The 12,163-nt window shown below is 41.7% G+C and carries 12 protein-coding genes and 2 pseudogenes; 5 read left to right on the top strand and 9 right to left on the bottom strand.

Annotated elements, in window-relative coordinates:
- Positions 1-329: 329 nt before the first annotated feature.
- The 4 genes from A6755_RS04685 (at position 330) to A6755_RS04670 (ending at position 2,333) form a co-directional block, all read left to right on the top strand.
- Complete coding sequence (locus A6755_RS04685; RefSeq protein ID WP_034310746.1) at positions 330-935, top strand: protein kinase family protein; 606 nt, start codon at positions 330-332, stop codon at positions 933-935.
- Positions 936-969: 34 nt separating this feature from the next.
- Positions 970-1,413: a DUF6376 family protein gene (locus A6755_RS04680; protein WP_034310742.1), complete on the top strand. Its 444-nt coding sequence runs from the start codon at positions 970-972 to the stop codon at positions 1,411-1,413.
- Between the two features lie 119 nt (positions 1,414-1,532).
- Positions 1,533-1,961: an SRPBCC family protein gene (locus tag A6755_RS04675; protein ID WP_095391274.1), complete on the top strand. Its 429-nt coding sequence runs from the start codon at positions 1,533-1,535 to the stop codon at positions 1,959-1,961.
- A complete protein-coding gene (locus tag A6755_RS04670) occupies positions 1,962-2,333 on the top strand; it encodes an ArsR/SmtB family transcription factor (protein ID WP_063589905.1) in 372 nt (123 codons plus the stop codon).
- Positions 2,334-2,371: 38 nt separating this feature from the next.
- Here A6755_RS04670 and A6755_RS04665 read toward each other — a convergent pair whose 3' ends face one another.
- From A6755_RS04665 to A6755_RS04630, 8 genes and pseudogenes are all read right to left on the bottom strand, one after another.
- Positions 2,372-5,221, bottom strand: coding sequence for a YhgE/Pip domain-containing protein (locus tag A6755_RS04665; RefSeq protein WP_063592431.1), 2,850 nt, complete (start codon positions 5,219-5,221; stop codon positions 2,372-2,374).
- 2 nt (positions 5,222-5,223) lie between these two features.
- Entirely contained in the window at positions 5,224-5,730 is a 507-nt protein-coding gene (locus A6755_RS04660) for an RrF2 family transcriptional regulator (protein ID WP_034310735.1), read from the bottom strand.
- A gap of 167 nt (positions 5,731-5,897) precedes the next feature.
- Positions 5,898-6,260: a thioredoxin family protein gene (locus A6755_RS04655; protein ID WP_371748549.1), complete on the bottom strand. Its 363-nt coding sequence runs from the start codon at positions 6,258-6,260 to the stop codon at positions 5,898-5,900.
- 598 nt (positions 6,261-6,858) lie between these two features.
- A pseudogene (locus A6755_RS04650) lies at positions 6,859-7,255 on the bottom strand (VOC family protein).
- A gap of 45 nt (positions 7,256-7,300) precedes the next feature.
- Complete coding sequence (locus tag A6755_RS04645; RefSeq protein ID WP_063589904.1) at positions 7,301-8,578, bottom strand: family 8 glycosyl hydrolase; 1,278 nt, start codon at positions 8,576-8,578, stop codon at positions 7,301-7,303.
- 441 nt (positions 8,579-9,019) lie between these two features.
- Complete coding sequence (locus A6755_RS04640) at positions 9,020-9,709, bottom strand: VOC family protein (protein WP_244889632.1); 690 nt, start codon at positions 9,707-9,709, stop codon at positions 9,020-9,022.
- Between the two features lie 168 nt (positions 9,710-9,877).
- A complete protein-coding gene (locus A6755_RS04635) occupies positions 9,878-10,525 on the bottom strand; it encodes a pentapeptide repeat-containing protein (protein ID WP_084737416.1) in 648 nt (215 codons plus the stop codon).
- Between the two features lie 215 nt (positions 10,526-10,740).
- A complete protein-coding gene (locus A6755_RS04630) occupies positions 10,741-11,223 on the bottom strand; it encodes a DUF4306 domain-containing protein (protein ID WP_174878694.1) in 483 nt (160 codons plus the stop codon).
- Positions 11,224-11,357: 134 nt separating this feature from the next.
- On the opposite strand from A6755_RS04630, the gene A6755_RS04625 reads away from it, so the two are divergent.
- On the top strand, positions 11,358-12,002 hold the full coding sequence (locus A6755_RS04625; RefSeq protein WP_063589902.1) for a DUF6944 family repetitive protein: 645 nt from the start codon (positions 11,358-11,360) through the stop codon (positions 12,000-12,002).
- On the opposite strand, the pseudogene A6755_RS27490 reads toward A6755_RS04625, so the two are convergent.
- Positions 11,999-12,157 (bottom strand): annotated as a pseudogene (locus A6755_RS27490) (VOC family protein); the annotation flags it as partial. The gene A6755_RS04625 and the pseudogene A6755_RS27490 overlap by 4 nt on opposite strands.
- Between the last annotated feature and the right edge of the window lie 6 nt (positions 12,158-12,163).

The raw sequence follows: 12,163 nt of genomic DNA, 5'->3' as shown, positions 1-12,163 counted from the left end.
GTGAATTATTGCTAATGAGACGAGCATCTTTCTGCCTATATCGAATATATATAAAGGGTAGGCACGCGATCCTTATATTTGACGGATCGAGGCAATAACCTATATAATTACTGTATATAACTTATAAGAATCCTTCTGTTAAGGGGAGTAGCTATACAATAAAGTCGTCAGTACAGGATTGAATCCTCGGCTTTATTGGCAACTGATTTTAGTTGTTTGCAAGACCTTGCCGATTATTTGGTGAGGTCTTTTAATTTAAGACGGTATAACCAATAATCGGTTATACCGTCTTTTTTGATTCGAAAAATTGCACAATAGAGGTGAAAAGTATGCAGAACTATAATGAATTAGCTCAAAGCGTTAAGATTTCCGATGATAAAAAGCATGTATTGCTCGATGCCGATCCATCTTTATCACTGATTGGAAAAGGCCGAAGCGCATATGTTTTCCGAATACATTCCACCAATAAAGCGCTAAAAGTCTTTTTCCCGGATCATACCCATACAGCTAAAGTTGAAGCTGAAATATACAAAACCGTCCAATCCATCGAATACTATCCAACCCTATATGATTCGGGGGTAAATTACCTGGTTATAGATCACATTGAAGGGAACACTCTTTTTGAATGTTTAACATTGGGGATCCCGATAACGGAAGAAAACATTGCGGAGATAGACCTTGCGCTGCAATTGGCAAGGAAAGAAGGATTGAATCCTTCGGATATCCACTTACGAAACATCTTCATCACTTCTGAAAAAAAGGTGAAGATCATTGACGTTGCAAGATTTAAGCAAGTGAAATCCTGCAATCAGTGGCACGACTTGAAAAGTGCTTTTCACCTATTCTATTCGAAGTCATTTTTTCCGAAGAAGATTCCCAGCTTCATACTGAATTCCATTGCAGCGATTTATAAAAAAAGATTTCTGCCCATCTGATCCTTACTATAAAAAAATCACATTGGAGGCACATATGAAAAAAATAATGACCATTGCTCTGCTGTCCATCCTTACATTAAGCGGATGTTCAGCATTAGAAGAAGTCAATTCATCATTGGAGTATGCAGATGATGCGACGGAGTATGTAAATACCGTTCAGGATTTTGCCAATGAGGTTCCCGCCATGTCACAGGACGCCATCACGAATGCAGAAACAAGGGCAAATCTTGAAAAAGAACTGGAATTGATGAAAACGGAGATTGAAGAATTCAATGCAACTGAACCACCCAAAATCGCTGAAGGCATCCATGAGAAGATCGTCAGTTCAAATCAACAGCTTTCAGATGGAATTGAATTATATCTGAATAATATTGAAAAGGGCCAAATTGATCCTAAGGCATTGGAAGATTCAGAGATAATGAAATCAATCGATAATATAACGGGATTGGCAAAACAAATCGAAGAGTTGGGAAATTAAGCCTTCTGCAATGAATAAAAAGGAATCGCTTGAAACAAATTATTGACATGAAACCAAAAGGTTTTATATAATCGACAAAGCAAAACCAATTGGTTTCATATTATCACTTACAAAGGAGAATCAGTATGGAAAATACATTACAGGATATCAAGAAGACGGTTATTCTTGAAGCACCTATCCAAAAAGTTTGGGATACAGTTTCCACTGCAGAGGGCATAGCTTCATGGTTCATGCCAAATGATTTTCAACCGAAAGTGGGACATGAGTTCCATGTGCAATCACCCTTCGGCCCATCTCCTTGTAAGGTAACGGAGTTAGATGCTCCTCATCGCCTTTCATTCAGTTGGGATACGGACGGTTGGTTCATTTCCTTCCTTTTAAAAGAAGTGGATGGCAAGACGGAGTTCACCCTTATTCATGGCGGCTGGAAAGAGCCTGATACGATTCTTACGAAACCGAACGAAAAAAGCTCAGTGATTCGCGATAGAATGAATCATGGCTGGGAACAAATCGTTAATCAAGGTCTTAAAAAGGCTGTTGAGGGCTAAGTGTCTGCATCAGAAAAACATGATGTATTCCAGGCTATCGCCGACCCAACCCGCCGAAAGGTCCTGCAATTGCTTGCTGAAGGGGATTTACCCATTTCAGAAATCACTTCTCACTTTTCCATGAGCCGTACGGCGATTGCCAAGCATCTTCATATCCTTTCTGAAGCAGAATTGGTCAGTGGCCGGAAGGTAGGAAGAGAGAAACGCTTCCGGCTTCAGCCGGAACCTTTAGCGGAATTGAAACAGTGGCTTTCTTTTTACGATCAATTCTGGGATAACAAATTATCCATTCTTAAACATGTGATTGAAAATTCAGGGGAAAATGGCTTGAAAGTCATCGAAAAAGAAAAGGACACGACTGAACCATCATAATGAGAAAACCCCCGGCGCATTGCACCGGGGGTTTTTGTTTATGCATTCATCTCAATATTATGTGCTTTGCGCTTCTTGATGACCATCGTTAGCAATAGCAGCAGATTAAAGACAATGATGCATCCAGTAAGGAACACTATACTTGCTGTCAATGCATCCGCCCCAAGGCTCGTACTCATCGCCTGGCGGAAGCCCATGACAGAGTATGTCATCGGAATGAACGGGTGAACATGACTGAAGAAGTTATTTGTCAGTTCCACAGGGAACATTCCTCCGCTTGCACCTAGCTGTAATACAAGGAATATCATCGCCAATAAACGACCTGGATTTCCAAATCCTACGGTCAAGAAGGTAACGATGAACATGAACGTAAGGGAAGTCAGTATGGAAACCCCAATGAATTGCCCCATGTTCTCTACCTGTAAATCCATTCCCCAGATCATGATCGCATCCAAAACTAATGCAGAAAGCGTCGCTTGGATGAATAGGACCGTAAATTTACTGAACCACCATGCCACTCCTGATGTAGGCCTAGTAGAAGGCAAGCCTGTCGGGAATCCCATATTGAAGGCAATGGCTCCAACAAATAACCCTAGAGACAAGACATAAGGAGCCAGTGCATGACCATAATTCGGCACGTCACTGCTTTTTTGTTCTTTGACCTGTGTCGGTTCAGCAATCATGCTGTAATTATCATCGGTTGTTTTATTTTCACTAATTTCTTTTGCACCATCACTGAGTTTTTCCGAAAGCTCGACCGTTCCATCTTGAAGTGAGGAGATTCCCTCACCCAATTTACCGGAACCTTCAGCAAGTGCTGATGAACCTTCATTGATCTTACCCGCGCCATCAGCAAGCTGGATGACCCCATTGCTCAAAGTAGGCAGATTGCCTGCCAATTGTTCAGTTCCTTTAACAAGTGCTGATGAGCCCTCGTTCAAGGCCGCTGAGTTGGCATCCAGTTGATTGGCCCCATTAGCAAGTTTGCTTGCCCCTTCGCCAACTTGGCTAACACCAAATGCGTACTTCTCAAGACCACTCCCAAAGGAGGATGAACCTGCTTGCAGTTGTGAAACTCCATCAACCAATTGACCAGATCCCTCAGTTAGTTTTGAAAGGCCATTATTCAACGAGGAACCGCCTTGTGCTAACTGGTTGATCCCCTTCACTAATTCTGGTGTCCGTTCATTTAAACTTTGCGTTGCCGCCGTTAATTGATCGCTGCCTTCTACAGCTTCATTCAAGCCGCCATTTAATTGGGTCGCACCAGGAATCAATTGTTCTTCCAGTGCGTTCCTTATTGACGTATATCCGTTTAACGCTGAAACGGCGTTTGGATTGACTTTATTCACCGCATTATTTAAATGGGCCACTTGTTCCGGAAGCTGCCCTAATCCATTCAATACAGGCATTACCTTATCCGTTAATTGCGTTGATAAGTCTGATACACTTGCAGCAAGAGCCGATGCAATTCGTTTTTGTGCCTCCGCTTGGCTTTGAAGTTCATTTTGAATGGCTCCGATTACTTCTGATTGCTGTTCACTGGTCATGCTTTTGAAGGCTTCCGTGTTTTGAACGGCACTGATCGTGCTCTGACCATTATTCGCAATCGTTGATTGAAGTTCCGTTAACGCCGCTTGACTGTTATTGAGGGCTTCGGTAATGCCGGATACGGTACCGGACGCGCTGCTTCCTGCTGGAACCGCTTCTTGCAATTGATTTACACCGCTTTGAATGCTTGTCAGTCCTTGCTTAAGCTGATTCAGCTGTTCTTCTCCGGGCAATTGGCCATCCATTTTTTTCAGGCCGTCATTTAGCGCCTGGCTTCCTCCTGCCAGTTTATTGATTCCCTCATTTAAACTCTGCTGACCTGCTGCCAATTTTGGAATTCCTGTCGATTGATCCGTCAGCTGGCTTGCATTTTGTGATAATTGATTTAACCCATCATTCAAATTCGCACTGCCTGTTTGCGCTTGTGCCAATCCAGAATTCAAAGTTTGCGCTCCTGGAACCACTTTGGCCAGCCCAGTGGAAAGCTGGGAAGAACCTTCTATAAGTGCTTCACTATTATTAGTTAATTCCCCTGTGCCTGATGCGAGTTCGTTCGCACCCTTTTGCAACTGACCGACACCGGAGGTATATTGTGAAATACCCTTATTCAATTCCGACGCGCCACTTTCAAGCTTGTTGGCTCCTTCCAAAAACTCGCCAACGCCCACTTGGAGTTTATTCGCTCCATCTTTAAAGGTTAATGTGCTCGAAGCTAACTTATTCAGATTTCCCGTCACTTCTTTGTTTCCATCATGCAGTTTTTTTGCACCGTCATCCAGCTTGGATGCCCCATCTGCCGCATCGCCGAATCCTTCTCCGATTTCATCCAGTTGGGAGAAGATCGCTTCCGCATATTCTTTTGTGACACTTTCGGCAATTTCCGTTTTCAAATTATTCGTTGCCTGTTTCCCGACCGTTTCAGAAACGAAACTGCGTCCAGGATTCACATCATACGTCAGATTCATTTTTTTAGGATCATCATCCATGACGGTAGAAGCATTTTTTGAAAAGTCCTCCGGAATGGTGACGACCATATAATATGTACCATCATCGAACCCTTTTTTCGCCGCTTTTTCCGTTACGAAATGCCATTCTAAATCATCATTGTCCTTTAATTGCTCGACTAGCTCATTACCGACTGTTAAGGTTTTCCCCTCATATTCCGCCTTTACATCCTTATTCACGACTGCAACAGGCAATTTACCTGTATTTCCGTATGGATTCCAAGCGGAGCTAAGGAATAACCCCCCATAAATAATCGGGACGAACAGTAAAACGATTGCGACACCGACCAATTTTCGATTCGTAAGGAAAAGCTTCCATTCTTGTTTAAGCATATTCACTTCTTTTCACCTTTCTTTTCACGCAGTACATCACTCAATGACGCGGTATTCCAATTAAGGGTCGGTATGTCCGTGGTGCCAAAGCTTTCTTTAAGCAAATCTGCCACAGTTTGGCTGGAAAAGAACTCTATTAAAAGTTGATCTGCCCGAGAAAACATCCGACGAAGGACGTCCATTCCCTTCTCTGCATACTCTCCATCTTTAAACGCTTTTTCTATAAGTCCTGTATCCGGAAACATCGAAATGGGACCTTCCATCGCCTCAATAATTTCAAGGTTTTTAATCTTATCTACACTTTTGGCAAGAGTAAGGCCGCCGTTATTACCAGGAACGGAAGTGATTATCTGCTTAACGACCAATTTCCTTATGATCTTTTTCAAATAAGAAGGAGACACCTCTAATCGCCTGCTGATCTCATTTGAAGAAAGGGGGACATTTTTATCCTGGGTAGAGAGTATAACGATGATGCATATAGCTTGCTCGACCCCTTTTGTTAATTGCAAATCATTTCACCTCTTTCAGTATGTATGTGGATATCACATATCCATAATGGATATTCGGTATCTATAATTAAAACCCGTTTCACTTTAGAAATCAAGTCATTTCCAGAAAAAATTTCTAAAAAAAAGATGAACCCCTCATTACAGCACCATGGGGTTCACCTTTTCTTTTATAGGTCTTTTAAAAATTCATTGACCGCCTCTGGAGTTTTAGCATTTGCACTGTGCAGGTGCGCAACCTTTTCCCCATTTTTAAATACTAAAAGTGATGGAATTCCCATTACCGTTTGCTCTTCGGAAATCTCAGGGAACTCGTCACGATCGATTGTAAACCACTGTTTGTCTTGATGTTCTTGAGTGATCTCATCGATGAACATGTCTAAACGTTTGCAGTCCGGGCACCATGTAGTCGTAAAAATCCCGACCGTCAGTCCCTCTTGGTTGATTTGTTCACGATATTCTTGTTCTGTATTGATATTTTTCATGATTGTCTCCTCCGGGCTTTTCTTATCATCATACTTTAATCCATGAATTAATGTACTCAAGGATTAATATATAATTAATTCCTTCACAGCACAAACGGTTTATCCTAAAAGTATCTAACTCTTGCCCGGATATGATGCCTCTATAGTCTGAAAAAATATTCAGTTGATTTCAGAAATCCGCTCCCTTTCCGCCGACTGTCTGCCAAGCCTCCTCACCGCAAGCGGCTGTGGGGTCTTGGCTATCCAGTTATTCGGCAGGAGTGTCGCAAATTTCTTCAATCTAGTGGGTGGATTCATAATACACTAAAAAACATAATCAAGGTTCAGGCTGAGGCCAGCCTACAGTTTTTTCTTAAAAAAACATTCCAGTTGATTGGAACGGAAGGTGCGAGACTCCTGCGGGGAAAACGTGTCCAAGGGAGACCCCGCAGGTGCAAAGAGCGCCGAGGAGGCTCCCGGACCGCCCGCGGAAAGCGAGTGCCTGGAGTGGAAATCATATAGTTACAACCAGGTCTTGTTTATGTTTTTTCGTTGTTAACGCACTTTTTTCGATCCGTCCGCTCCTCATGGTTCGGGGTGTCACTTACGGACCCCCTTTGGTCAACAAACTGAAAAAAGCCACTATCCAGTGGACTTTCCATTTCATTCATATTGGGAGAGTAAGCTGCCAGGAAACACCAAACTTATCGGATACCCAGCCGAACTTCTTACTAAAGAAATAGTCACCCAATGGCATCATCACTTGTCCGCCATCAGTTAAGCTCGAATAAAGCCTGTCGATTTCCTCTTCACTATCACATGTAAGGAAAATTGAAAACGATGGTGTAAATGTAAATTGATGCTTAACATTGCTATCGATGCACATGAATTCCTGATCCTTCAAGGTAAAGGTAGCCTGCTTGACACTTCCCTCTGTACCTGATTCATTTGCACCATACCGAACAATGCTGGTTATTTTTTCGATCCTTCGATTAAAGATGTGTAATAATTCATCGCTTCCTCCCATTACCTTCGAACATCAAGAAAGGTGTGACCTTCATCATCCTCATCAAACTCCTTTTCATCTTTAATTGGTTTCTTCCATTGAATCATGGCGCCCACCAGTTACCTGAAGCCACGATCATTGTCTGTAATTTTATCGTATTGGCAAAATAGTCATCATCATCTTGTTCCTGTATCGTCCGGTTCCATAAGCGATTAATCCATTGCTGATTGGAGGAATCCACCATGGCACTCACCATGAATGGAGCGACGAAGCTTGTACTATTCCCTTCTTCCACGGCTTTTCCGCTTAGCGTATAACCGGATTGGATATTTTCAGGGTAGCCATGCGTTTCCGCTTTAATCCAATCATTCATCTTCTTTAATTGCGGCAGCGCTCTTTCATCACCAGTCAGTAAGTAATCGAGCGTATAGCGCCATGGGGTCCTGCTGCTGTTCCAGCTATAATTGCCGTCATTCCCCCCTTCTAAAAAGTCCGATTCTGCCGGGTGATATTCTCCCTTGGATTGTACAATGAAGTCCGGGATGAGCCCCGTATTGCCGCTTTTCTCCTTATAAATAGATTGAATGACCTTATACGCCTTATCTCTTACATCTATCCATTCATCATTACCAGTCGCCGCTTCAAATGTCTTAAAATGATTGAGAAGAAGGTCAGAGGAGCGAGTCGATTGTCCGTAGACGTCATCTTCATCTTCCGCCCAGTCCCCTAGTTTAACAAGGGACTGCGACCGATTTATTTCATTCGACATGATCGCATCCAAGATGTCCTTTGCACTCGCAAGATAGTCGATTCCCCCTTCACTTCCCCACTGGCGGTGAGCCAATAATAATGAATAGGCGATATCCATATCGCCATCAGTTGCTGAATCGGCATCCCCTGGCGTATTGATGATTTTACCCGATTTATCCTTTACTTGCTGCCATGCCATTAATGTAGGGTCATTATCACTTCCATGCGCTTTATAAAAACGATAAAGCCCATCAAAGTACCTCTTGTCCTCGCTGCCTGCCATGATTGCCGTTATCATCATCCCATAACCATGCGCTTCAGAAACGGTCACTGCATTCTTGGGCTCAGCATATCCTTTATCATTGTAAAAAATATAATATTCATCATTTTTATCGGCAGGCTGCTTAAGATAGTTATCTTTCCAGGTTTCATAAAAAGTCGCCACGGCAGCATCCATTTCCTCCTGTGACGGATTGTCAGGTTTTATCGTCCCCGCTTGATAGACTGTATGCTGGGGAAATGCCCTCTTACCGGCGACCTCTTTCTTTTTGGTTTGAGAAACCAATGCTATCGAGGCAATGATCCCAAAAACGATCACGCCCATCACTATCAATAAACTTCTTTTTTTCATGGCTTTGCTCCTTGGGTTATGTAATTCAAAATTTCATAATGACTTTTGGATATTTATGTTAAAATAAATCGAATTGTGGTATTCCTGTTTAAGTAATTTTCAAATGAAAAAGGAGTGTTTTTTAATGAAAAGAATTTGTAATCAGTGCCAAACTGAAATGATAGATGAATGCAAAGTAAATGTACTAGGCGAAATGAATGGAATTAAGATTAGCCAAAAGAAAGGACTTTTCAATTGTGTTTCTGCAACCCTAAAGCATCTGTATGCCAAAATTGTGGTTATGTAGCTTTCTATATTGATAATTTCAGTGAATTTATTAAGTTATATACAGCTAATCAACATTTGGAGGACTGGCATCATTAAAGAGAATAAATGCTGGTTTATATATACACAATGAAAGGCAGCCCTGCTTCTACTTTATTGCCAAAATATAAATCTACATCATTCCACCTTTTTCATTTCCATAAATCCTTCGCCATCCAATGAAATATATAGATGTTGATTTATGACTAGCGAAAGTGGAAAGGTTTCCGACTCTTTATCCGAGAAAATCCAACGCCGTTTCCTTGGACCTAAAAGTAAAAACGAACCTGCTTCATGTTCACCCATGAAATTCAATCCATCTTCTCTTATCGCTTCACCATTCCTTACTGGCACACCATTGCTGATCAACCGATTCCCCAAAGCCCTGACTTCATCTGTCGTAATGTTTATTTCACTGATGCACAGGACGTTTTGAGCTGAAAAAGACTCGGCCGCAGATTCGGGTGATACGGAATATCTCGATATGAACTCGACAATGTTGCCTGAAGGGTCTAAAAAATAAAAAGACTGTGCGTCTAAAAAGCTGAAATAAACTTCGTCATCATCCTCTTCCCTGGTCAATTCCACTTTTGATTTCGCCCATGCTTTTGCCGAAATAAATAAATTGGTCGGAATGTTCATGGCAAAATGGTAAAAGGGCTTATCTTTGTGATGATATTTTTTGATTTCAAGCACACTTTCCCCTGCCTTAATTTCAAAAGCATCATCCGTACTTGATAGTAACTCAAATCCTAACACATCAACATAAAAATTCCTCATTTCATTCCAGGCATGACCATACAAAGTGACCTTATTGATAATCAACATTCAATCCCCCTTCCACTTAACAAATATTGTAAAGCAATACTGCATTTGTGCAAAGATTCCGTACTTTTCAATACATATCATTTTATTCACTCTACCTATATTCACCACAAATAACTCAAAAAGGACCGCCAAATTCGGCGGCCCCTCGCTTCAGCCTTATTGAAAGGTTCACTCTTTAATTTTCAGTCCAAGCATGGCTGCAAAGACTATCGCTTGGTCCGGGGAAACTTCGCATCCTTTTAAATCTTCCGGGGATACGGTAATCCTTTGAAAGGCAGAACTGCTAATATCAATTCCCTTGAGCGGTGTCCGGGAAAAGTTCACTTCATTTAATCTGCATGTTTCGAACTTCACTTTAATTAATTTACACTCATAATAATCAGCACTTTCCAATGAGCAATGATCGAATCTCACTTGCTTTAAACTGGAATAACCAAAGGCACTTAAATTCAGGTTGCAATTCTCAAAGAGGACATTCCCTAAGCTTGCGTCAGAAAGGTTAATGCCTAAAAGTTTGGACTCTTTGAATTCCACACGATGAATAGAGCCGCCCATGAAATCGGCATTCGTTAAATCGCAATGATCAAAGATGACATCCGTCAGCTCGATATTCCTGAATGATACATCACTGAATGTCACATTTTTAAAAACAACCTGTGATAAAACGATTTTGTCCATTTTTTCTCTATCGATCGTGCAGTTGGTTATGATACAGGACTCAAGATAAGGCTCATCTTGATAATATATTTCCTGAAAGTTCGCTTGTGTTAAGTCTTGGGGGATCTTTGGCTGTTCAATTTTGATTTTGCCTGACATATTATCACCTTTTCGCTTTATTCTTCAATCACTGGTTTATCCAATCGATAGGGGTTCATCGCCGGTATTATAGCAACTGGTCTACTAAATTTCGACTTAACTATAAACTACATTACAGTGAAGTTCAATCTAAGAATTTAGCGAAAATGACTATTATTTTTCGTTATTTTGTGTCAACAATTTGCAAAAAAAAGCTGCGTCATCAGCAGCTTTGCTTACTTCATGAACGTATTGAATCCTCTTGGCATCCGATAATAATAGAGGGCTGCAGCCATTATCGCTATCATTCCGCCTATAAGAAAAAATGCTTGAAAGACATTTCCTCCAACAGTCGGGGAATTGGATACATAACCGCTTGAAAACAGAAAAAGGACTCCAAATCCCAACAAGAATAGGGCCATTTTTTTAATCCTTCTTTTGAACAGGATATATCCCAAAAGTATGATGATGTACGATGCGGCTAGGATCATAAGAAGTGGAAATAACGGTTTGAATTTTGCGGCATACACGAAATGATCAAAATTCGAAATATCATCTGCCTCTATCGCCTGTTCATCATTTATGTGTGTGAAATACGTGGAATGCTTCCATTCCCAAGGTCTATCCAGAATTTCGCTTCCTTCATACCAGGTACAAAACGTAAAAACCATAAAGAAAAGTGCTGCGATAATCATTTGCAAAAAATGTTTAAAAGTCAAAATCATCTCCTCCAGCTACCATTATACCAATATATGGGTAATTTTCAACCAGACCTAAAGTGATAAAGCAATATGTAAACAAACACTGTATCCTGAATAATATAATCTAACCACTTTTAAGGAGCGTTTGAGATATGATCACTCATGGAGATGACCTCCTTATTTCAGGAGCATGGTTACTCGGCATCGGCACACTTGTAGGTGCAATCGGGCAAACCCGGCAAACTTTAACGAGCACTGACCTCGGAAAAGATCTCGTCCTCAAAGGGAATGGCATTGAAGCCGTTGGAAATTCGCTGCAAGCAATCGGACGTTCGAAAATGCTGACCCCGGAAAATGAACGTTCGGAAACCTATTTCATTTTCGGTGCTTGGCTTGAGGCCATTGGCAATATCGCAAATGCAGTTGGAATAGATATGCAGTTGAGTGGTTCAGTGGAAGAGGGCACCAGGACCGATGCAATCGGCAGTGGAATCCAAGGCCTGGGTGCCGCTTTTGAAACATTCGGGGCATCGCTGACTGAGGAGACCATTTCACGTTCTTTTGAGATCAAGGGAAATGGACTCATTGCAGCCGGTTCTTTTTTGGAATCGGTCGGAAATATTTTCATTTTAAATGAAAAAGTACGGTTGGGAGAACATATTCTTTTACTAGGCAGCTGGACCCAAGTTTTCGGTGCATTTATATTGATCGAGGCCTTTTCACTTGACCCAGAACCCGAACCTGAGAAAGGGAAGGATGGACATAACCGCCATTATAGCTATGCCAACTATTGCTAAGGGGCCACGAGTTCGACCTTCATCCGATCGGGATCCTCGAAATATAAGGCATAATGATCCTTCCCGCCGGCAAAAGGATGCTTGTCGGCATAAAGGGTGGTAACTCCTCTCCCCCTTAACTTTCTGGCGATCTCATCAACCTGTTGCCGGACCGACCACTC

The sequence above is a fragment of the Peribacillus frigoritolerans genome (assembly GCF_001636405.1).
In the GTDB taxonomy this organism is placed as follows: domain Bacteria; phylum Bacillota; class Bacilli; order Bacillales; family DSM-1321; genus Peribacillus; species Peribacillus frigoritolerans.
This window is presented reverse-complemented; position numbering and strand designations above follow the sequence as displayed.

Bases quoted from the DNA above. Each gene is read 5' to 3' on its own strand.
- A6755_RS04685 (WP_034310746.1), top strand. From the start codon at position 330: ATGCAGAACTATAATGAATTAGCTCAAAGCGTTAAGATTTCCGATGAT.
- A6755_RS04680 (WP_034310742.1), top strand. From the start codon at position 970: ATGAAAAAAATAATGACCATTGCTCTGCTGTCCATCCTTACATTAAGC.
- A6755_RS04665 (WP_063592431.1), bottom strand. From the start codon at position 5,221: ATGCTTAAACAAGAATGGAAGCTTTTCCTTACGAATCGAAAATTGGTC.
- A6755_RS04645 (WP_063589904.1), bottom strand. From the start codon at position 8,578: ATGAAAAAAAGAAGTTTATTGATAGTGATGGGCGTGATCGTTTTTGGG.
- A6755_RS04640 (WP_244889632.1), bottom strand. From the start codon at position 9,709: ATGTTGATTATCAATAAGGTCACTTTGTATGGTCATGCCTGGAATGAA.
- A6755_RS04635 (WP_084737416.1), bottom strand. From the start codon at position 10,525: ATGTCAGGCAAAATCAAAATTGAACAGCCAAAGATCCCCCAAGACTTA.
- A6755_RS04625 (WP_063589902.1), top strand. From the start codon at position 11,358: ATGATCACTCATGGAGATGACCTCCTTATTTCAGGAGCATGGTTACTC.